Annotated in this window: 17 protein-coding genes; 7 read left to right on the top strand and 10 right to left on the bottom strand. The window is 66.2% G+C overall.

Annotation, left to right across the window (positions count from 1 at the left end; genetic code table 11):
- The first annotated feature begins 99 nt into the window (after positions 1–99).
- Positions 100–705: a TetR/AcrR family transcriptional regulator gene (locus tag C7446_RS03500; RefSeq protein WP_121171328.1), complete on the top strand. Its 606-nt coding sequence runs from the start codon at positions 100–102 to the stop codon at positions 703–705.
- Positions 706–735: 30 nt separating this feature from the next.
- On the opposite strand, the gene C7446_RS03495 is transcribed toward C7446_RS03500, so the two are convergent.
- From C7446_RS03495 to C7446_RS03485, 3 genes are all read right to left on the bottom strand, one after another.
- Complete coding sequence (locus C7446_RS03495; protein ID WP_121171326.1) at positions 736–1,206, bottom strand: DUF3237 domain-containing protein; 471 nt, start codon at positions 1,204–1,206, stop codon at positions 736–738.
- A gap of 120 nt (positions 1,207–1,326) precedes the next feature.
- The gene (locus tag C7446_RS03490; RefSeq protein WP_281272329.1) at positions 1,327–2,400 is read right to left on the bottom strand and encodes a 2,3-butanediol dehydrogenase; all 1,074 of its coding nucleotides are present in this window, start codon (positions 2,398–2,400) and stop codon (positions 1,327–1,329) included.
- A 106-nt stretch (positions 2,401–2,506) separates the two neighbouring features.
- Positions 2,507–4,303, bottom strand: a complete 1,797-nt coding sequence (locus C7446_RS03485; RefSeq protein WP_121171324.1) for an NAD(P)/FAD-dependent oxidoreductase — start codon at positions 4,301–4,303, stop codon at positions 2,507–2,509.
- A 360-nt stretch (positions 4,304–4,663) separates the two neighbouring features.
- Here C7446_RS03485 and C7446_RS03480 point away from each other — a divergent pair, with 360 nt between their 5' ends.
- The gene (locus tag C7446_RS03480) at positions 4,664–6,670 is read left to right on the top strand and encodes a sigma-54-dependent Fis family transcriptional regulator (protein WP_121171322.1); all 2,007 of its coding nucleotides are present in this window, start codon (positions 4,664–4,666) and stop codon (positions 6,668–6,670) included.
- Positions 6,671–6,720: 50 nt separating this feature from the next.
- Here the strand turns inward: C7446_RS03480 and C7446_RS03475 are convergent, their stop codons facing one another.
- Positions 6,721–7,641 (bottom strand): LysR family transcriptional regulator, encoded by a 921-nt coding sequence (locus C7446_RS03475; protein WP_121171790.1) that lies wholly within the window; start codon positions 7,639–7,641, stop codon positions 6,721–6,723.
- Positions 7,642–7,755: 114 nt separating this feature from the next.
- On the opposite strand from C7446_RS03475, the gene C7446_RS03470 reads away from it, so the two are divergent.
- Both C7446_RS03470 and C7446_RS03465 read left to right on the top strand, forming a co-directional pair.
- Entirely contained in the window at positions 7,756–8,496 is a 741-nt protein-coding gene (locus C7446_RS03470; RefSeq protein WP_121171320.1) for an SDR family oxidoreductase, read from the top strand.
- 37 nt (positions 8,497–8,533) lie between these two features.
- Entirely contained in the window at positions 8,534–8,755 is a 222-nt protein-coding gene (locus C7446_RS03465; RefSeq protein WP_121171318.1) for a tautomerase family protein, read from the top strand.
- 49 nt (positions 8,756–8,804) lie between these two features.
- On the opposite strand, the gene C7446_RS03460 is transcribed toward C7446_RS03465, so the two are convergent.
- A complete protein-coding gene (locus C7446_RS03460) occupies positions 8,805–10,070 on the bottom strand; it encodes an MFS transporter (RefSeq protein WP_121171316.1) in 1,266 nt (421 codons plus the stop codon).
- 312 nt (positions 10,071–10,382) lie between these two features.
- Here C7446_RS03460 and yghU point away from each other — a divergent pair, with 312 nt between their 5' ends.
- The 3 genes from yghU to C7446_RS03445 all read left to right on the top strand — a co-directional run bounded on the left by yghU (position 10,383) and on the right by C7446_RS03445 (position 14,212).
- Positions 10,383–11,249, top strand: coding sequence for a glutathione-dependent disulfide-bond oxidoreductase (gene yghU, locus C7446_RS03455; RefSeq protein WP_121171314.1), 867 nt, complete (start codon positions 10,383–10,385; stop codon positions 11,247–11,249).
- 206 nt (positions 11,250–11,455) lie between these two features.
- Positions 11,456–12,862, top strand: a complete 1,407-nt coding sequence (gene hemG / locus C7446_RS03450) for a protoporphyrinogen oxidase (RefSeq protein ID WP_121171312.1) — start codon at positions 11,456–11,458, stop codon at positions 12,860–12,862.
- A gap of 96 nt (positions 12,863–12,958) precedes the next feature.
- On the top strand, positions 12,959–14,212 hold the full coding sequence (locus C7446_RS03445; protein WP_121171310.1) for a dicarboxylate/amino acid:cation symporter: 1,254 nt from the start codon (positions 12,959–12,961) through the stop codon (positions 14,210–14,212).
- Positions 14,213–14,255: 43 nt separating this feature from the next.
- Here the strand turns inward: C7446_RS03445 and cyoD are convergent, their stop codons facing one another.
- The 5 genes from cyoD to C7446_RS03420 form a co-directional block, all read right to left on the bottom strand.
- Positions 14,256–14,603: a cytochrome o ubiquinol oxidase subunit IV gene (cyoD, locus tag C7446_RS03440; RefSeq protein WP_121171308.1), complete on the bottom strand. Its 348-nt coding sequence runs from the start codon at positions 14,601–14,603 to the stop codon at positions 14,256–14,258.
- A complete protein-coding gene (locus tag C7446_RS03435; RefSeq protein ID WP_121171306.1) occupies positions 14,600–15,223 on the bottom strand; it encodes a cytochrome c oxidase subunit 3 in 624 nt (207 codons plus the stop codon). The genes cyoD and C7446_RS03435 overlap by 4 nt, the downstream gene beginning before the upstream one ends.
- Positions 15,220–17,325 (bottom strand): cbb3-type cytochrome c oxidase subunit I, encoded by a 2,106-nt coding sequence (locus C7446_RS03430; RefSeq protein WP_121171304.1) that lies wholly within the window; start codon positions 17,323–17,325, stop codon positions 15,220–15,222. The genes C7446_RS03435 and C7446_RS03430 overlap by 4 nt, the downstream gene beginning before the upstream one ends.
- Positions 17,322–18,407, bottom strand: coding sequence for a cytochrome c oxidase subunit II (locus tag C7446_RS03425; RefSeq protein WP_121171302.1), 1,086 nt, complete (start codon positions 18,405–18,407; stop codon positions 17,322–17,324). Before C7446_RS03425 ends, C7446_RS03430 begins: the two co-directional genes overlap by 4 nt.
- A 141-nt stretch (positions 18,408–18,548) precedes the next feature.
- Entirely contained in the window at positions 18,549–19,625 is a 1,077-nt protein-coding gene (locus C7446_RS03420) for an aldo/keto reductase (RefSeq protein ID WP_121171300.1), read from the bottom strand.
- Positions 19,626–20,185: the final 560 nt, after the last annotated feature.

Raw genomic sequence — 20,185 nt, 5'->3', positions numbered from 1 at the left:
CCTGTTTCGGAGATAAACCTACCATTGGTAGGTTTAAGCTACTCCTGGTAGGTTTGCAACAGGAAAAAGCCTCATCGTGAATGACCAGAGAAGAGACGCATGAAGAATGCAGCCGGGGCATCGGGATCGCGCAGGCTTTCGGCCGCCGAGCGGCGGCGCCAGCTGCTCGATACGGCGCTCGAGATCGTGCGCGAGGAGGGGGCGGATCGACTGACGCTGGGACATCTGGCGGCACGCGCCGGGGTTTCCAAGCCGGTCGCCTATGATCATTTCGGCACCCGCTCAGGGCTGCTGATCGAGCTGTACCGGGTGATCGACCAGCGGCAGACGACCGCGCTCAGGAACGCTTTGACCACCGGCGAGCGGGATCTCGCCGAAACCGCCGCGATGCTGGCGGCCACACATGTTCACTGCCATGCCGATACCAGCGGTGAGTGGCACGCCATCGGGGCCGCCCTGACGGGCAGCGAAGAGAAGGAGGCCGTCTATCAGGAGTTGCTCGATGGCTACGTGCAGCTGTTCGTCGCCGTACTGAAGCCCCACTGCGAGCTGGCCGAGGCCGAGCTCGAGCGGCGCTGTGTCGGGCTGATCGGCGCCGGCGATGCGATCTCGGCGGCGATGGTGCGCGGGCACTGCAGTGAAGCGGAAGCCGCCGACACCCTGACGCTGCTGATTCGCAGCGGGCTGCAGGCGTGCCCGCCCTGAACCGGTGAGGGCGCCGGCGCTGGCAGCGCTTCACAGCACCCGGTACATCTCCAGGAACACACCCGTGGCCGTGCGCTGGCCGCTGCAGACAAACAGGCTCTCCGTCAGCCAGCGCAGGCGCTCGCCGTAGACCTCGAAGGTCGGCGAGGCCCGGAAGTAGATCTCCTCGGGCGGGATGTCGCTGAAAAAGCTCATGTCCTCCTCGAACAGCCGCGCGCGCCACTCCGGCGGAATGCGCCGCAGGCCATTGTTCTCGATGTAGCAGCGGTCGCCTTCGGTGGTCTCCACCGCATAGCGCGCCGAGAGCCGGCAGAGGCCGTGACGGTCGATGATCTGGCTGTCGACGCCCCCGGGCAGAACCCGGCCTTCCAGGGCGCCGCTGACCCGACCCTCGCGAATCGGAATCAGCTGGCGCTTGCCGTGGATGGGATCATTGCTGACCTGCGTGGGGGGATCGACGGTGATGTCGATGCGAAACGCGTATGCGAGGACGGGGGACATCAGGACTCCATGACAGCGGGTTGTCGGCGAGTATCCCATACCGGCATGGGCCCTGCCTGCCCGCGAGGGTCGGGCAACCGACGCCGTGGCTGTCCGGGCCACGGCGGGGGGCCGGCAGGGTCACGCCCGGGCGGGCTGGACCAGGATCTTGACCTGTGCCTTGTCGGCGAGCAGTGCCTCGAAGCCCTGTGCCACCACGTCATCCAGCGCAATGCGCGCGGTGACGAGATCCTCGGCGCGGTAGTAGCCCTGCTGCATCAGGGCGATCACGGCCGGATAGATATGCCGATAGGCGATGATGCCCTTGACGGTGCGCTCCTGGATCACCAGGTCGTTGGGATGGACCGCCGCCTCGGATTCCCAGATGCTGACGATCACCGTCTCGCCGCCGGGATGTGTGCTGAGGATTGCCTGATTGAGTACCGCGGGGATGCCGGTGACCTCGAAGGCGACATCGAGGCCACCGCCGGTGGCCTCCTTCAGCCGCTCGACGACATCGTCCTGGCCGGGATCGAACACCGTCGCGCCCAGCTCGGTGGCGCGCTGCCTGCGGGTCTCGGACACTTCAACGGCGAAGATGCGGGCGGCCCCGGCGGCCTTGAGCGATTCGATCACCATCAGCCCGATCGGACCGGCACCGAAGACCACGGCAGTGTCGCCGGCCTTGAGCGAGCTCTGGCGGACCGCGTGCAGACCGACCGCGGCCGGTTCGACCAGGGCGCCCTGTTCGTAGGAGAGCGCGTCCGGCAGGGGGTGCACCATGTGCTCGCCGACCACGGTGAATTCGGCGAAGCCGCCACCGCCGCCGGAAAGGCCATGGAAGCCGAGCAGCGGGGTCAGGTTGTAGCGCTCCATCAGGTAGGCGCCCTCCCGGTGGGGCGAGAGAATCGGTTCGATCGCCACGCGGTCGCCGACGCTGACCCGGGTCACGGCATCGCCGATCGCGACCACTTCGCCGGCAAACTCGTGCCCCATGATGATCGGCGCCCTGTCGTGACTGAGCGGGTGCGGTGTCTCGACCGGAATGAAGATGGGGCCGGCGGCATACTCATGCAGATCGCTGCCGCAGATGCCGCAGGCCGCCACCCTGACCCTGACCTGGTGCGGGTCGGTGATGGCCGGCACATCGACGGTCTCGATGCGGATATCGTGCGCCCGGTACCAGCGGGCGGCCTTCATGTTCGGCTGACTCATGGTGTGCTCCTCAAGGGCAGGTGTGCCGGATGACATGATGAATCAGGCGTGCCGCCGGGCTCGCAAGCCTGCGGTGCGAGCCCGGTGCATGCCCGGAAGGCGCCCTTCACGCCAGGTGATGCACCTCCTGCAGGCCGTAGACCGGGGTCTCGATGCCTTCGAGCCGGGCCTTCAGCTGCAGGGCCAGATAGTGCGAATAGTGCCGGGACTGGTGCAGGTTGCCGCCGTGGAACCAGAGTGCCTCCTGCCGGGTCGGCTTCCACATGTTGCGCAGTTCGCCCTCCCAGGGGCCGGGGTCCTTCGGGGTGTCGGAGCCCATGCCCCAGCACTTGCCGACCCGGTCGGCCACTTCCTGCGAGATGATGTTCGCCGCCCAGCCGTTCATCGAGCCGTAGCCGGTGGCATAGACAATCAGGTCGGCAGGAAGTTCGGTGCCGTCGGTCAGCGTGAGCGAATGCGGATGGATGCGTTCGACACCGACGCCGCTGTGCAGCCGGATCTCGCCACTGGCGACCAGCTCGCTGGCACCCACGTCGATGTAGTAGCCGGAGCCGCGGCGCAGATACTTGAGAAACAGCCCGGAGTCGTCGGCGCCGAAGTCGAGCATGAACCCGGCCTTCTCCAGCCGGCGGTAGAAGTCGGCATCCTGCTCGCGGATGGCATCGAAGGCGGGGCGCTGGAAGTCCGGCAGCAGCCGGTAGGGGATCGAGGCGAAGATCAGGTCCGCCTTGTCGGTGGTGATGCCGCTGGCGACCGCCTGTTCGGAGTAGAGCGGGCCGAGCGCGTGTTCCATCAGGGCATCGGATCTGACGATATGGGTCGAGGAGCGCTGCACCATGGTGACGTCGGCATCGTGCTCCCACAGGGCCGCGCAGATGTCATGGGCCGAGTTGTTGGCGCCGATCACCACCACCCGCTTGCCGCGATAGGCATCCGGTCCCGGGTGCTGACTGGAGTGGTGCTGCTCGCCCTCGAAGTCCTCCGCCCCCGGGAACGACGGCAGATGGGGGACGCCGGACATGCCGGTGGCGAGGACCAGCTGCTTCGGCCTGAGGGTCACCGGCTCGCCGTCGCGCCTCACCTGCACCGTCCACTCGCCGCTGGCCTCGTCGAAGCTGGCGCTCTCGCACTCGGTATTCGACCAGTAGTTGAGCTCCATCACCCGGGTGTACATCTCCAGCCAGTCGCCGATCTTGTCCTTGGGGGCAAAGACCGGCCAGTTGTCCGGGAAGGGCAGGTAGGGCAGGTGGTCATACCACACCGGATCATGCAGGCAGAGCGACTTGTAGCGGTTGCGCCAGGCGTCACCCGGGCGCGGATGCTTGTCGACCACGATGGTCGGCACTGCCATCTGGCGCAGGCGCGCCGCCAGCCCGATGCCCCCCTGGCCACCGCCGATGATCAGACAAAACGGCTGGCGCGTGTAACCCAGCTCTTCGGCTTCGCGTTCGCGCGCCTCCCGCCAGGTCTCGCGGGCCTTGTTGGCGCCGTGCTCCGCCCCCTGCGGCCGCCGTTCGCCGCGGGGTTCGGGGTGATCCTTGAGGGCCTGCATGGTGGTCAGGAGCGTCCAGCACCGGCCGTGCTTCAGGCGCAGCAGTCCCTTGCCGGTGGCGACCGCGGTTTCGAAGGTGAACCAGGCCTCGATGACGCCGTCGGTCTCGTGGGCCTCGCCGTCGATCTGCCAGTTCGTGGGCGCGCTGCGTGCCAGGGTCGCGTCGAGCATCGCCCGGATCTCGTCGCGGCCCTCCATCGTCTTCAGATTCCAGGTGAACGCGACCAGGTCGCGCCAGAAACACTCCTCGTTGAAGAGGGCGGCAGCGCCCCGGCTGTCCCGGGCGCTCAGGGTGTGCTCGAAGTCGCTCAGCCACTGCTCGACGGTGCGGGTTGGGGTGCGGGGGGTCATCGTCGGCTTGCTCCTTGTCGGATCGGGTCGTGAATCGTGCTCGACACCCGAAACCCGGGGCAGAAAACGTGCCAGGCGGGGCTTCCCCTTTGGTCGGAGTGCCACGGGGCCCCGATGCTCCGGCGATGGGCCGGTCCGGCGCGGGCTCGGCGGCGGGCCGTGACCGGCACGCCTGCCACAGCTGTCACGCCGGAGGGCCTTTCGACTGTCACGCCGATGTGACACCTGTCACGCGCGATGCAGGGGTCTTCCGACCAAGGGGGAAGGGCGCCTTACCCGGTCCGGGGCATAGTCTGGAGCCTGTCGTCCGCCGGGCCCGAACCGGCAGACCCCTGAACCGTGCGGGGAGGTTGCCACGTCATGCATGCCCGGCTGCAGCGTCAGCACATCGAGACCGTGGTGCGATTGAGTGAAGGCCGCGCCGATCTTGCCTACCCGTGCCGCGAGGTCATCCAGCGCTCATGGCAGCGCTGCGTTGACGAGTACCGTCTCGATCCCGGTCGGCCACGGCCCGTCCGGGTGCTGACCCGGCAGGCGCTGCTCGATTGCCGGGAGCCCATCGATGAGCTGCTCTACGTGGCGCGCGCCGGCATCGACCAGCTGCATGCCCAGATCGCCCCGCTCGGCCATGTGCTGCTGCTGACGGATCGCAACGGCGTGACGGTGGATTTTCGCGGCCGGGAGGATCAGGACCGGGCGCTGCACCGGGCCGGCCTCTACCTGGGCGCGGACTGGGGCGAGCGCCACGCCGGTACCTGTGCGGTCGGCACCTGTGTTCACGAGGGCCGGGCCATTACCTGCCATCAGCGCGAGCACTTCGACGCCACGCACATCGCGCTGACCTGCACGGCGGCGCCGATCCACGACCCGCAGGGCAACGTCATCGCGGTACTGGACATTTCGGCACTGCAGTCGCCGCGCAGTCTGCAGAGTCAGAATTTCGCCCTGCCACTGGTCACGCTCTACGCCCGGATGATCGAGGATGCCTGGTTTCTGCATCGGTATCGCGACACGCCGGTCCTGCGCTTTGATGCCTCACGTTCGTTCGTGCACTTCAACGGCCGCGGGCTGATTGCCATCGGCGAGGAAGGCCGCATCCTCGCCGGCAATGGCGAAGCGCGGGCGCTGATCGAGGCGCACTGTCAGCGCTGGTCGCCCTGGGCAACCGCTGGCCTGCCGGCTGCCACCCAGCTGTTCGATGCCGAACTCGATGACCTGCTCGGCCTGGCGGTGCGGGAGCCCGATCAGCTGCGGGCCTTTCGCGTGCGCGCAACCGGCGAGACGCGCTTCGTGACGCTGATCGAGCCGTGCCGGCCGCGTGCCGCCGCCGTCACCGAGCCCGTTTCGGCGACCCCGGCGCTGGATCGGCTGGCGGGGGATGATCCGGCCATGCACCGCCTGCTGAAGCTGGCCCGGCGTCTGCGGGACGAGCCGGTCAGCGTCCTGATCAGTGGCGAAACCGGTACCGGCAAGGAGGTACTGGCCCGTGCGCTGCACGACAGCGGCCATCGCGCGCAGCAGCCCTTTGTCGCCGTCAACTGCGCGGCCATTCCGGAGTCGCTGATCGAAAGCGAGCTGTTCGGCTATCTGCCCGGCGCCTTCACCGGCGGGCGGGCCAGGGGCATGCGCGGGCTGATCCAGCAGGCGGATGGCGGCACCCTGTTTCTGGACGAGATCGGCGACATGCCGCTGGCGCTGCAGAGCCGGCTGCTGCGGGTGCTGGCCGAGCGCGAAGTGATGCCGCTGGGCGCCGATGCGCCGGTCAGGGTCGATATCCGCGTGATGACCGCGACCCACCGTGACATTGCCGCGCTGATCGAGGCGGGCGGCTTCCGCGAGGATCTCTTCTACCGGCTCAACGGCGCCCGGCTGAGCCTGCCGCCCCTGCGTGAGCGGGCTGACAGGCACTTCGTGATTCGCAGCGTCTTCGAGGCGCTGGTGGCCGAGCGCGCCGGCCGCGTCCGGCTGCGTGCCGATGCGATGAGCGCGCTGCTGGACTGTCCGTGGCCCGGCAATGTGCGCCAGCTCAAAAATGCGCTGGCCTTTGCACTGGCGACCCACGAGGGCGACGAGATTACCGTGCACGATCTGCCTGAGGAGTGCCGGGGAGGCCATGGGGTCTGGCCGACAGAGGGCGTGACCGAGCGGCGGGCGCCGGCATCGGCACGGGTGCCGGCATCGGCACGGGTGCCGGCGTGGCAGGCGGCGGGGCCCGAGGCCGAGGCGCTGCAGGCACTGCTGGCCCGCAACGGCTGGAACATTTCCCGGGTGGCGCGCTGTCTGGGCGTTTCCCGCCCCACCGTCTATCGGCGCATGCGGCGCTTCGGGCTGGTGCCGCCGAACCGGCGCGAACTGATCGACGACTGAGAAGAGAAGGGCGCGGCAGGCGCAGGGGGCGTACCGCGCCGTGGCCCGCTTCAGAGACGGCCTTCGGCGAGGCTGCCGAAGCACTCGGCGTAGATCTCTACCACCCAGTCGATGAAGACCCGTACCCGGGGGGCGAGTTGCCGCCGCTGCGGATAAACCGCCCACAGCGGCAGGGCGGGCTTGGCATGATCGGCCAGTACCTCCACCAGCTCCCCGCGCGCGAGCCGGTCGGCCACGCTGAAGCGCGGCAGCTGGATCAGCCCGCACCCTTCCAGGGCCGCCGCCACATAGCTCGAGGCATCGTTGACCGTCATCCAGCCGTCGACTTCGAAGGCGCAGGTCCGGCCCTCGAGAATGACCTCGAGGGTGTTGTCCACGGCACTGCTGCCGGAGAAGAAGCGCACCACCTGGTGCTGGCGCAACGCCTCCGGGTGGTCGGGGATGCCGACCCGGGCGAGATACGCCGGGCTGGCGCAGATCACCTGCGCCAGCTCGGCCAGCCGGCGCCCCACCAGGCTGGAATCCTCGGGAATCCCGGCGCGCAGGGCGCAGTCGATGCCTTCCCCCACCAGATCCACCCGGCGGTCGCCGCTGGTCAGCACGATGTCCAGCGCCGGATGGCGGTGGCGAAATTCCTGAATGCGCGGCAGCACGATCCGGCGGGCATGGGCGCCATGCATCTCGATTCTCAGCACGCCGCTCGGACTCTCCGGGCCGGGCCGGATGGCGGCTTCGGCCTCCTCCAGCTCCCCGAGGATGCGGACACAGCGCTCGTGGAAGATCTGCCCCTCGGGGGTGGGCCGCACCTGGCGGGTGGTACGCTCCAGCAGCCGGGTCCCCAGTCGTCTTTCGAGCCGCTGGATGGCCAGCGTGGCCGTGGCGCGGGGAATCCCCAGGCCGTTGGCGGCGCGGGTAAAGCTGCCGGTTTCGACAATGCGGATGAAGAGCGTCAGTGAGTCGAAACGATCCATGGCGCGCATTATGGCTGGCTGAATGGTGTTGTCAGTGTAGCGCCAATTATTTTTTGCAGGGGAGTCGCGATACTGGTGCTGGTGTGATCATCCATGAAAAACAGGAGCCGGATCATGAATCAGTCCAGTGAGCGAGTCGCGATTGTTACCGGTGCTTCCCGGGGGATCGGGCGCGCCGTGGCCCGAAAGCTGGCCGCCGACGGCTTTGCCGTGGTCGTCAACTATGCGGGTAATGTCGAGCTTGCCAACGACACGGTGGCCGGAATCGAAGCCGCGGGTGGCCGGGCGCTGGCGGTACGGGGGGATGTCGGCGATCCGGCGGCGGTCGAGCATCTGTTCGCCACCGCCCTGGAAACGTACGGACGTCTCGATGCGGTGGTCAACAGTGCCGGCATCATGCACATGGCCCACATCACCAGCGACAACCTCGAGATCTTCGACCGTACCCTGACCACCAACCTGCGCGGCAGCTGGCTGGTCATGGCGCGGGCCGCCGAAGCCCTGGGCCAGGGCGGGCGGATCATCGCGTTCTCCTCTTCGGTACTGGGCAAGTCCTTTCCCGGCTATGGCGCCTATATCGCCAGCAAGGCCGGCGTCGAGGGGCTGGTCCGGGTACAGGCCAACGAACTGCGGGGGCGAGGCATCACCGTCAATGCCGTCGCGCCGGGGCCGGTGGCCACCGAGCTGTTCTTCGAGGGCAAGAGTGACGAGCAGGTGCAGGCGATCGCCAACCTCTCGCCGTTCGAACGTCTCGGCAAGCCCGAGGAAATTGCCGATGCCGTGGCGTTTCTCGCCGGTCCGCAGGGGCGCTGGGTCAACGGCCAGATCCTGCGTGTCAACGGCGGCATGGTGTAAGTCGCCCCTTCAACTGCGAGTAAAGGAGGCAAGTGTCATGCCCCTTGCCAACCACAGGGTGCCCGAAGGCCTGCCCGATCATGCCCGCAGGGAGGCGATCATGCATCGCACCACCGAGATGTTCGTTGAATACTTCGGCGAGGAGGTGCGCCCCTGCACCATGGTGCGGGTGGAAGAGGTCGCCGATGGCGGCTGGGGACGCGCCGACGAGACGCTCACGCGGGAGAAGACGGGGCTGTCACTCATCGGACCGTTCTGAGGCGGGCCGATGGCAGGACAGCGCCGCCGGCACACGCCGGCGGCTTTTTTCAGGGGCGGTGATCGGGGGCGGCCCCTGCTGCGGCGTGGGAGGAATCGGAGAGTGTGGCATGGCGTGCCCGCCTCAGCTGACCGGCGGCAACGCCCGCGGCCAGCAGCCCGGCGGAGGCCCCGGCCAGCATCGCCCAGCGCGGGCCGGCATGGTCGGCAATGGCCCCCACGACGGGGGCGCCGAGCGGTGTGCCGCCCATGGTCACGGCGATGCGCAGCGCCATCACCCGGCCGCGCATGGCGGGCGTGGTGGTGAGCTGCATCAGCGCATTGGAGCCGGTCATGAAGGTCAGGGCGCTCAAGCCGGTGGCCACCAGTGCCGCGGCGAAGGTCCAGACATTGGGCATCAGCGCCGCCGCCGCGCAGCAGAGGCCGAACAGCAGCGTGGCCACGCCGAGCAGCCGCATGCTCGGCTGCTCCCGCCTGGCAGCGAGCAGGGCGCCGCTGATCGAGCCGATCGCCAGTGCCGAGGTCAGCAGTCCGTACTGATCGGCTGCCCCGTGGAAGACGCTGACCGACATGGTCGAAATGAAGATCGGGAAGTTGAAGCCGAAGGTGCCGATCAGAAACAGCATGATCAGAATCGCCATCAGGTCCGGGCGCTGATGGACGTAGCGGAAGCCTTCGAGCAGACCGCCGGGGCGGCGCCGGGTCTCCGGCATGGCATGCAGCTCGTGCACGCGCAACAGGTAGAGCGAGCCGAGCACGGCGGCAAACGAGAGCGCGTTGAGCAGAAAGACCCAGCCGGTGCCGATGGCGGCGATCAGCAGCCCGGCCACGGCCGGGCCCACCATGCGGGCGCTGTTGAACGAGGTGGAGTTGAGCGCCACGGCATTGGAGAGATAGCGCTCACCGACCAGGTCGTTGACGAAGGTCTGGCGCGCCGGGGCATCGAAGGCGGAGACACAGCCCAGACCCAGCGCAAAGGCGTAGACCTGCCAGAGTGTTACCACCCCGGTGAGGGTCACCAGCCCCAGACCCAGCGCCAGCAGCCCCTGCAGCGCCTGGGTCAGCATGATCAGCCGGCGGCGATCGAAGCGGTCGGCGGCATGGCCGGTCAGCGGCAGCAACAGCAGCTGCGGGCCGAACTGCAGTGCCATGGTGATGCCGACCGCGCTGGCGTTGTGCTCGGTCAGGATGGTCAGCACCAGCCAGTCCTGCGCCACCCGCTGCATCCAGGTCCCGATGTTGGAGATCAGGCTGCCGATCGCCCAGATGCGAAAGTTGTAGAGTCGCAGGGAACGAAACAGCCGCCGATCGCTCATCGCGCAGGCGACACCCGGCGCCCGGGCAAAACCGTCAGGGAGTTGGTCGATAACAGTAAAAAGGCGTTGATGGGCAACCCCGGCTTGATCTGGCAGGTGATGGTGTGGGCAGCCGGCATGAGTGCGGGACAAGGTCGTGCAGGCACCCACATGCCAAGATTAGCAGAGATAACGGATCGGCGACGGCTGGGCAGGTTGGCAGAAGAATCGGGCTCGCTGAACAATTGTTAACACGCTATCTTTCCCCTGCAGATGTCGGTCTGCCTGTCCGGGTACGGCCGATCCCCATGTTCGCAGAGTCAGGAGCACGCCATGAGCGAAGGCAGCGGTTATACGCCACCGAAGGTCTGGGAGCCGAAAGAGAGCGGCGGCAAGTTTGCCAGCATCAACCGACCGGTGGCCGGGCCGACGCATGACAAGGGGCTGTCGGTTGGCAAGCACCCGTTTCAGCTCTATTCGCTGGCGACCCCCAACGGGGTCAAGGCCGGGGTGATGTTCGAGGAGCTGCTGGCACTGGGCCACGGCGAGGCCGAATATGATGCCTGGCTGGTCAACATCGGCGAGGGCGATCAGTTCGGCAGCGGGTTTGTCGAGATCAACCCGAATTCGAAGATTCCGGCGATGGTCGATCACAGCGGTGACCGGCCGATCCGCGTGTTCGAGTCCGGTTCGATCCTGCTGTATCTCGCGGAGAAGTTCGGCGAGTTGCTGCCGAGCGATATCGCGACCCGCACCGAAACGATGAACTGGCTGTTCTGGCAGATGGGCAGCGCCCCCTTCGTGGGTGGCGGTTTCGGCCACTTCTACAGCTACGCGCCGGAAAAGCTCGAATACCCCATCGACCGCTACACTATGGAGACCAAGCGCCAGCTGGACGTGCTCAACCGTCGGCTGGCGGACAACCGCTATCTGGCCGGTGACGAGTACACCATCGCCGATATTGCCAACTGGGCCTGGTACGGCCAGCTGGTACTGGGCCGGCTCTACGATGCCGCCGAGTTCCTGCAGGTACATACCTACGAGCATGTGGTGCGCTGGGCCGAGGAGATCGATGCCCGTCCGGCGGTACAGCGTGGCCGGATGGTCAACCGCACCTTCGGCGAGCCGGAGACCCAGCTGCACGAGCGCCATGACGCCAGCGACTTCGAGACGAAGACGCAGGACAAGCTCGGGCACTGAGCCCGGCGTGTGCTGGCAATCAGGCCCGGCCCTGCGCCGGGCCTTGTCGTGTTACGGCCGGGTCGGTGAGGGCCGCAGCGTTGATCTGACGCGGCGCGGGCGTCGCTCGCGCGTGCGTGGCCGGTTATCCTGTCGCTGCCCGGCCGTAACACCGTCCAGGGGTTGGCGCGCCGGCCGGCATGATGAGTCGATGCAGGAGCAGGGCAATGGAAGAGCGTGCACCGGACGGTGAAGCGCAGGATCAGGAGGTCGTGGTGGTCGGCGGCGGTGCCAGCGGGCTGGCGGCTGCCCGGGTGCTGGCGCAGCGCGGCCGGCGGGTCACGCTGCTCGAGCGGGGTGCGCAGCCGGGCGGCAACATCAGCACCCGCCGCGATGGGGAATGGCAGACCGAGGTAGGGCCCAACACCCTGATCATGAAGCCACCCCTGTATCAGCTGCTCTCGGAGCTGGGGCTGCTGGAGGAAGCGCAGCCGGCCAATGCCGAGGCGAGCAAGCGTTTCGTGGCGCTCGAAGGTCAGGCGGTGGCGTTGCCGACCCGCCCGCTGAAGGCCGTGACCAATCCGCTGATCGGTGTGTCGGGCTGGTCGCAGATCGTGCGTGAGCCGTTTGTCCGGCGCTCCCGCAAGCAGGAGGAGAGCCTGGCGGATTTCATCGCCCGACGGCTGGGTCGGCGGGTGCTGGATCATATGGTCGACCCCTTTGTCTCGGGGGTCTATGCCGGTGATCCCGCTCGCCTCTCGGCGCAGGCGGCGATGCCCAGGCTGGTGGCGCTGGAGCGTGAGTACGGTTCCCTGATCGCCGGCGGGATGGCCCGCCTGTGGCAGTCCCGTCGCTCGCCCCCCGCGCTGCCGCAACAGTGGCGTGGCCGGCTGGTGAGCTTCCCCACGGGGCTGCAGCGGTTGACCGATCGTCTGGCCGAGCGGGTGCTCGCCGAGCCGGGGGGCGCCATTCACTGTCAATGCGAAGTGACGGCCGTGCATCGCCGCGATGACGGCTGGGAGGTCGAAGACGCCTCGGGCCGTCGCTGGCGGGCCCGTCAGCTGGTGATGGCGGTGCCGGCGCCGGTGGCGGCCGAGCTGCTGAGGCCGATCGACGAGCGGCTGGCCGAGCCCCTGGCGGCGATCGTCTATCCCCCGGTCAACGCCGTGGCGCTGGGCTTTCGCGCGCAGGACATCACCCATCCGCTGGATGGCTTCGGGGTGCTGATTCCGAGCGTCGAGCGGCGCCGCACGCTCGGGGCGCTGTTCTCCTCGACCATTTTTCCCGGGCGGGCCCCCGACGGCTACCGGCTGCTCAACGTCTTTCTCGGCGGTCGGCGCCAGCCCGAGGCCGCCGAGGGAAGTGATGACGCCCAGGTGGCTCAGGCCATGGCCGATCTGCGCGACCTGCTGGGCATCCGCGGTAATCCGGTGTGGCAGCAGGTCAGCCGCTGGCCGCAGGCCATTCCGCAGTACGAGCTGGGGCACGGCGATCGCATCGCGGCGCTGGATCAGGCCCTGGCGCGCCACGCCGGACTCTCGCTGATCGGCAACTGGCGCGGGGGCATTGCGGTGGGCGATTGCCTGGAGAACGGTCGGCTGCTGGGCGAGCAGCTCGCCGCCGAATTCGAATGAAGGCAGGGCGGTTTCGCGCTGCGTGACCTGCCGTGTTGACTGTCGGACAAGCGAGCCCCGGGGCCGCTGCCGGGCGACTCGAACAGGGGCTTGAACATGACATCACTCTGGCACGCCTATCTGAAGGCCTCGCTGATCCTGCGTGTCAGCATCGCGCTGGTACTGGGCGTTGCGGTCGGGCTGGTCGGGGGCGAGAGCGTGGCCGGCTGGCTGGCCCCCTTCGGTGACCTGTTGCTGCGTCTGCTGCAGTTTCTGATCGTACCGATCGTGCTGTTCACGCTGATGGTCGGGATCAACCAGGCCGAGCCGGGCAGCATGGGGCGTCGGGGCGGCCGGGTGTTTCTCTATTACCTGGTGACCACGGCACTGGCGATCGTGGTGGGGCTGGTCGTGGCCTCGCTGTTCGAGCCCGGGCAGGGGCTGTCGCTTGCCGATGACGCTCAGGTCAGCGTGCCGGAGAATCCGGGCATCGTCAGCGTCCTGCTGGGCATCGTGCCCGACAATATCGTGGCGGCCCTTGCCGAACCCAACCTGCTGGGCATCATCTTTACGGCCCTGGTGTTCGGCCTGGCACTGCTGAAGCTGCGTCACAGTGAGCATCAGCACGCGCTGGGCGAGCGGCTCTACGGGGTCATCGAGGGGCTGAACGCAGCGACCATGAAGGTCATGGCGGGCATCCTGCAGTACGTGCCGATCGGCGTCTTCGCGATCATTGCCGAAACCGTGGGCCAACAGGGGCTGGCCACCATTCTCTCGCTGGGCAACATGGTGACGGTACTCTACATCGCGCTGGCGGTGCAGCTTGGCCTCTACTGCGTGCTGATGCTGGCCTTCGGCGTACCCCTGCGCGACTTCTTTCGCGAAGCGCGCACCCCGATGGTGACCGCCTTTGCCACCCAGAGCAGTAGCGGTTCACTGCCGCTGTCGCTGGATGCCGCCCGGCGCCTGGGCCTGCCGCAGTCGCTCTATGGCTTCAGTCTGCCGCTGGGGGCGACCATCAACATGGATGGCGCCGCGATTCGCATTGCCATCTCGGCCGTGTTTGCTGCCAACGTGGTGGGGGTGCCGCTCGATCTGATGAGCATGGTCGAGATCGTGCTGATCGGTACGCTCACCTCGATCGGTACGGCCGGCGTTCCCGGCGCCGGGATCGTGATGATTGCCACCGTCTTCGCCCAGGTGGGGCTGCCGATCGAAACCGTGGCGCTGCTGACGTCCATCGATGCGCTGGTGGGCATGGGCTGCACGGCGCTCAACGTGACCGGTGATCTGACCGGTGCCGCGCTGATTGCGCGGCGCGAGGGCAGGGCCCGCGCGCCGGCCACCTCATCGGCCGGGGAGCAGCCGTAAACGAGGATCGGGTGAACCGGCCATGGGGCCGGGGCCGATCGGCCTACGGAATCATTCCCGGCAGCATGCGGGTGTACAGGTTGAACAGGATCCAGAGCGTGCCGCCGCACATGATCGCCAGAATCAGCGTGGTAAACAGGATCAGCTGCAGGTCCTCGCGCTTGTTCCGGGCCAGCGTGATGTGCAGGAAGAAGCGAAAGTGCACCACGACCTGGAGCAGGGCGCAGAGCCCGATGGTGCAGAAGAGTGCCATGCGTGAAAGTTGCGTGAAGGCGAGCAGACCGAAGGGGATCAGGGTCAGCACCAGCGCCAGAATGAATCCCGTGATGTAGCTTTTCAGCTCGGTGGCCCGCTCCCGGGCGCGCGCCGCGGAGAGTTCCCGATGGCTCATGCCAGTCCTCCCAGATAGACCAGCGAAAAGATACCGATCCAGACGATGTCCAGAAAGTGCCAGAGGATGGCCAGACGGGTCAGCGAGATCTTGACGCCGTGATCCAGCCCGTGAACGGCGATCTGGCCGAGCAGGGCGATCAGCCAGATGCAGGCCGCGGTGACGTGCAGCCCGTGCAGCGGTACCAGCGCAAAGAAGGCCGAGAGAAAACCGCTGCGGCTCGGTACGCCACCCTTGTCGAACATCCTGTGGAAGTCGAGCAGCTCATGGCCGATGAAGGCCACGCCCAGCACCAGGCTGATCAGCAGCCAGATGATCAGCCACTTCCTGTCTTCCCGATACTTGAGCGCCAGCGAGGCCATGCCGAAGGTGAAGCTGCTGACCAGCAGCAGCATCGTCTCGATGAAGGCGCCGCGCAGCTCGAACAGCTCATCCGGCCCGGGGCCGCCCGCCTGCCCGCCCAGCATGGTCGCGTAGGTGGCAAACAGCAGGCCGAAGATGATGAAGTCGCTCATCATGAAAACCCAGAAGCCGAAGACGAACTCCTCGTTGGCGCTGTGCGCTTCGGCGTGGGGCTCGCCCAGGTTGAGCCCCGGATGCCGTGACGGCTGTGTGCTCATTGAATGGCTCCCTGCTCGGGCGGTACGGCCAGCCCCCGGTTGGCACGGGTGTGCTCATGATCGCGGGTGACGGGGGTGGTGCGGGCCACGTCATCCAGCCACCGTTCGTGGGTGCGTTGCACTTCGGCGGCCGGAATGACCCGTGTGGTGTTGCGCGCATAACCTCTGGCAATCACGGCGATCAGCGCGACGGCGCCCGAGGCGATCACCAGCCACCACATGTACCAGGTCAGCCCGAAGGCCATCAGAAAGCCGGTCACGGCCGTGATGACGCCCATCGCGGTATTGGCCGGCATCGTGATGTCCGCGTACCGCTCGGGGCGCTGGTAGGCCCGGCCGCCGCTTTTCTGCTCGGTAAAGGGATCGTGGCTGTAGACCTCGGGCAGCACCGGGAAGTTGTACTCGGGCGGTGGTGCGGGTGTGGCCCATTCCAGGCTGCGGCCATCCCACGGGTCGCCGATGGGCGTGGCGTTTTCCTGGCGCAGGCGAACGCTCTGCCAGAGCTGCATGATCAGGCAGTACACGGCGAACAGGATCACGAGGGCGCCGAGTCCGGCGGCCAGGGTCCAGGGCAGATAGGCCGGGGTGAAGAAGGTAACCGTGCGCCGGGGCATGCCCAGTAGCCCCAGTGCATAGAGCGGGAAGAAGGCCAGCATGAAGCCGATGATCCAGCTGAAGGCGGCCCGGTAGCCCCAGCGCTCCTCCAGCCGGAAGCCGAAGGCCTTGGGAAACCAGTAGTTGTAGGCCGCCAGCATGCCGAACAGCAGCCCCGGAATCAGCATGTTGTGAAAGTGCGCCACCAGAAACAGCGAGTTGTGGACCTGATAGTCGACGCTCGGCGTGGCCAGGATGATGCCGGAGAGGCCACCGAGGGTAAACAGCATCAGAAAGCCGAGCGCGTAGACCATGGGGATCGAGAAGCGTACGCGCCCCCGATACATGGTGAGCATCCAGTCATAGATCTTCACCCCGGTCGGTATCCCGATCAGCATGGTGGCGATACCGAAGACCGCGTTGACGTGCGCACTCTGGCCCATGGTGAAGAAGTGGTGCAGCCAGACCGTGAAGGAGAGCACGGCGATCGCCATGGTGGCGATGACCAGGGTGGTGTAGCCGTAGAGCTGCTTGCCGGAGAAGTTGGCGAAGATCTCCGAATAGATGCCGAAGGCCGGCAGGATCAGGATATAGACTTCCGGATGGCCGAAGGCCCAGAACAGGTTGATGTAGTTCATCATGTTGCCGCCGAGATCGGCGGTGAAGAAATGGAAGTCGAGATAGCGATCCAGCGCCAGCAGGGCCGTGGCAACGGTCAGCGGGGGCATGCCGAAGATCATCAGGATGGCGGTGCACAGTGACACCCAGCAGAACAGCGGCATGCGCATCAGGTTCATGCCTCGGGTGCGCTTTTTATAGATCGTGACCGCGAAGTTGATGCCGGTCAGGGTTGAGGAGAGCGTCGAGAGCGTGACCGCCCAGATCCAGTAGTCCACACCTGCACCGGGGTTCACGGCGCTCTCGGTGAAGGGCGGATAGCCGCTCCAGCCACCGGTCGAGAAAGGGGCGAGTACCAGCGATACCATCACCAGTGCCGCGCCGGCAGCGGTCAGCCCGAGGCTGACGGTGTTCATCACCGGGAAGGAGAGATCGCGTGCCCCGATCTGCAGCGGCATCACATGGTTGATCACGCCGGTCAGAAACGGCATCGCCATGAAGAAGATCATGATGGTGCCGTGGGTGGTGAACAGCTGGCCGAAATGCTCGGGCGACAGGAAGCCACCGCCCAGCCCAAGGGCCTGCTGAGCCCGCATGATGGCGGCCTCGATAACGGCTCTGAGCAGCATCACCATGGCGATGATGATGAACATGATGCCGATCTTCTTGTGATCGGGACTGGTCAGCCAGTCACGCCACAGGATCTTCCATTTGCCATACCAGGTCAGCAGGCCAGCCACCACCAGCGCGCCGAGAATGACCATGGCGGCTGCCCCGGTCGCGATAATGCCGTTGATGATGCTGGAGGTCGTGGGGTCCTTCAGCATCTCCCAGAAGGGGAGCGCATCCCGGCCGAGCCGCCCGAGCAGGAGATCGGAAAGATGATTCATTGTGCCGTCTCCCTGTGCTGATGATCGGCTTGCGGAAGAGACGTGGCGCGCGTCGTTTGCCTGAGCGGAATGGCCCGGGCAGGCATCGTGGTCCCGGGGTGGGTTGAATCGCCATTCGTGGTCGCAGCCGGTCCAGCTCGTGGTGGTCTGGCCACCGGAGCGGCCCAGTCGGCATGGGCGCTGTTGACGATGGTCGAGAAAAGAGCGCCTGATACCCGGGAGAACCGGACCGTATCACCGTGAAGACCGAGTGCCCGGGCCACGTCCTCGCTGGTGCCTCGCCTGGAGAGCGCCGTATAGGCCTGACGACCCAGTGGCTGACCCTGCTGCTTTACGCGCTGTACGAACTCATCAAAGGCTTCGGGGCTGACGGCATCGACATCGAACTGCTGCTTGTGGAATCCCCGGCCGTTGTACTGCATGTTGCGACCCTTGAAGGTGCCGGTATGACTGGCTTTCAGATGCAACCGGGTCACCATGCGGTTCATGACATCCATCTGACTGCCGAGCGCGGGGATGAAGAAGGTCTGCATGACCGAAGCGGAGGTCAGGCGAAAGGAGATCGGGCGATCGGCCGGAATCACCAGCCGGCCCACCGTGGCGATGCCCTGGTCGGGGTAGATGAACAGCCACTTCCAGTCGAAGCCGACCACTTCCACCTGCAACGGTTTTTGCGGTCCATCAAGCGGCTTATAGGGGTCGAGTGTCGTGGTCTGCTGCCAGAGCACGACACTCATGATGGCAACCACGACGAAGGGCACGCCCCAGATGAGGGTGTCCATGACCTTCGAAAAGGCCCAGCTCGGCTTGTAAACGGCCTTGCCGTGGTATCGATAGCGCCAGGCGATGAGCGGGGTAAAAATGAAAACCGGTAATACCACGATCAGGCACATGCCGATCACGAACCAGAAGTGTTCGTATTGAGCACGAGCGATGGGGCCCTGAGGATCGAGGAAACTGATGTGGCCGTCACTACAGCCGGCGAGCAGGGTGATGCTCAGCAGAGTGATCCAGCAGCGGATCAGGCGTGTGCCCGGATTACCCCGTATACCCGTAACGGGGCCAAGGTTTGAAATGTTCATGTCGATGCCACTTCCCTGGCAGGAACAACCTTAACCATGCCTGAAGTGGCAATATAGTAATGCGCTGACATATTGCAATGCCGTCCGGGCTGACCCGGCTCGGGCGGGGCGCCCGGCCGGGAGCCGGGCGCCGGTGAGTTGTCAGCGCTCGTTCGACTCCTTCAGCTGTTCGCGGCGATATTCGCCCTGGCGTTCCAGCATCCAGCCGGGGTACTCGGGTGGCAGGGCACTGACGCGTTCCAGTTCGGCCAGCTCGGTATCACTGAGCCTCACCCGGGTGGCAGCGATGTTGTCATCGAGCTGGTCAACGCGTTTGGCACCGATGATCACGCTGGTGACCGTCTGCTGATGCAGAAGCCAGGCGAGCGCGATCTGCGCCACGCTGACACCGTGTGTGCCGGCGATGCGCTGCATGACATCGATGCAGTCAAAGGCGCGCTCGCGATCGACCGGCGGGAAGTCGAAGGTGGTGCGGCGGCTGCCGGCTTCGCCCTGCTGATCACGACTGTACTTGCCGCTCAGCAGTCCGCCGGCGAGCGGGCTCCAGACCATCAGACCGAGATTTTCACTGTTGAGCAGGGGGACCAGTTCACGTTCGAGATCACGGCCGGCCAGGGTGTAGTACGCCTGCAGCGACTCGAAGCGCGACAGACCGTGACGTTCAGCGATCCCCAGTGCCTTCATGATCTGCCAGGCCGCCCAGTTCGAGACGCCCACATAGCGCACGAAACCGTGCTCGACCAGGGTGTCGAGCGCCCGCACGGTCTCCTCGATCGGGGTGGCGGGGTCGAAGCCGTGAATCTGATAAAGGTCGATGTGATCGAGCTGTAGCCGTTTCAGGCTCTCCTTGATGCCGTGCATGATGTGATAGCGCGACGCGCCTCGCGCATTGATGCCCTGACCACGGCCGGCATCGCTGGCGGCGCCACTGCCGGTGGCGCCGAACACCTTGGTGGCGACCACCACATCATCGCGCGGCACGTCCAGATTCTTCAGCGCCTGACCGGTAATCACTTCCGCCTGGCCCTGGGAGTACACATCGGCGGTATCGATGAAGTTGATGCCGGACTCCAGTGCCCAGCCGACCAGCCGGTCGGCATCGGCCTGCTGCAGGTCACCGATCTGATTCCAGAATTCCCCTTCGCCGCCGAAGGTCATGGTCCCCAGGCAGAGTTCGGAGACGAACAGCCCGGTATTACCCAGCTTCCTGTAACGCATGCGGCACTTCTGTCGGTTGGCAAACCGACTCACCGAATGAAAATGAATCGCTGCACGGTTGAGTATGGCTTGCCAGTGCGTATTGTACTGATCCGATTCGCCATCATTTCTGCCTGATCCTGCAGGCCGGGTCGAACACGATGTCGGCCATGTGGCAATGGATCCGGAAGTGGTGTTCGAGCGGTATCGCGGCAGCCGTTGTCGCTGGCCGGCTATTTTGAGGAGTGTTGCCCCGGTGGTTACAGGGGCTGCAGTGACGATGGTATTTCATGATGATCTGAATAGTTTCCGGTTATCTATAGATTGCATGCGAAAACCATTGCCTATCGTGCGGCCGGCGGCATGGCAGCGCTGCAGGGCAGAAGCCTCTTTTGTGCCCGGCGATGAAAGGATCGCCGGCGGCGCCGACAGGCCTTTGCGCGGCACTGCGACGGGTAGACATGGCCGCACCTTTTCTTTAGATGTGTCGGGGTGCTCGCGACAGGCTGAATCCATGGGATGCCAGAAGCAATCGGCTACATGAGGAGCATGCAGGGTTCCTGCCGCTATTCGGGTAACCC

It is taken from the genome of Kushneria sinocarnis (assembly GCF_003633775.1).
Lineage (GTDB): Bacteria > Pseudomonadota > Gammaproteobacteria > Pseudomonadales > Halomonadaceae > Kushneria > Kushneria sinocarnis.
This window is presented reverse-complemented; position numbering and strand designations above follow the sequence as displayed.

Excerpts from the sequence above, each read along its gene's own strand:
- C7446_RS03460 (WP_121171316.1), bottom strand. The coding sequence starts at position 10,070 with ATGAGCGATCGGCGGCTGTTTCGTTCCCTGCGACTCTACAACTTTCGC.
- hemG (WP_121171312.1), top strand. The coding sequence starts at position 11,456 with ATGGAAGAGCGTGCACCGGACGGTGAAGCGCAGGATCAGGAGGTCGTG.
- C7446_RS03425 (WP_121171302.1), bottom strand. The coding sequence starts at position 18,407 with ATGAACATTTCAAACCTTGGCCCCGTTACGGGTATACGGGGTAATCCG.
- C7446_RS03500 (WP_121171328.1), top strand. The coding sequence starts at position 100 with ATGAAGAATGCAGCCGGGGCATCGGGATCGCGCAGGCTTTCGGCCGCC.
- C7446_RS03470 (WP_121171320.1), top strand. The coding sequence starts at position 7,756 with ATGAATCAGTCCAGTGAGCGAGTCGCGATTGTTACCGGTGCTTCCCGG.
- C7446_RS03445 (WP_121171310.1), top strand. The coding sequence starts at position 12,959 with ATGACATCACTCTGGCACGCCTATCTGAAGGCCTCGCTGATCCTGCGT.
- C7446_RS03465 (WP_121171318.1), top strand. The coding sequence starts at position 8,534 with ATGCCCCTTGCCAACCACAGGGTGCCCGAAGGCCTGCCCGATCATGCC.
- C7446_RS03485 (WP_121171324.1), bottom strand. The coding sequence starts at position 4,303 with ATGACCCCCCGCACCCCAACCCGCACCGTCGAGCAGTGGCTGAGCGAC.
- cyoD (WP_121171308.1), bottom strand. The coding sequence starts at position 14,603 with ATGAGCCATCGGGAACTCTCCGCGGCGCGCGCCCGGGAGCGGGCCACC.
- C7446_RS03420 (WP_121171300.1), bottom strand. The coding sequence starts at position 19,625 with ATGCGTTACAGGAAGCTGGGTAATACCGGGCTGTTCGTCTCCGAACTC.
- C7446_RS03495 (WP_121171326.1), bottom strand. The coding sequence starts at position 1,206 with ATGTCCCCCGTCCTCGCATACGCGTTTCGCATCGACATCACCGTCGAT.
- C7446_RS03480 (WP_121171322.1), top strand. The coding sequence starts at position 4,664 with ATGCATGCCCGGCTGCAGCGTCAGCACATCGAGACCGTGGTGCGATTG.
- C7446_RS03475 (WP_121171790.1), bottom strand. The coding sequence starts at position 7,641 with ATGGATCGTTTCGACTCACTGACGCTCTTCATCCGCATTGTCGAAACC.
- C7446_RS03430 (WP_121171304.1), bottom strand. The coding sequence starts at position 17,325 with ATGAATCATCTTTCCGATCTCCTGCTCGGGCGGCTCGGCCGGGATGCG.
- C7446_RS03435 (WP_121171306.1), bottom strand. The coding sequence starts at position 15,223 with ATGAGCACACAGCCGTCACGGCATCCGGGGCTCAACCTGGGCGAGCCC.
- yghU (WP_121171314.1), top strand. The coding sequence starts at position 10,383 with ATGAGCGAAGGCAGCGGTTATACGCCACCGAAGGTCTGGGAGCCGAAA.
- C7446_RS03490 (WP_281272329.1), bottom strand. The coding sequence starts at position 2,400 with ATGAGTCAGCCGAACATGAAGGCCGCCCGCTGGTACCGGGCGCACGAT.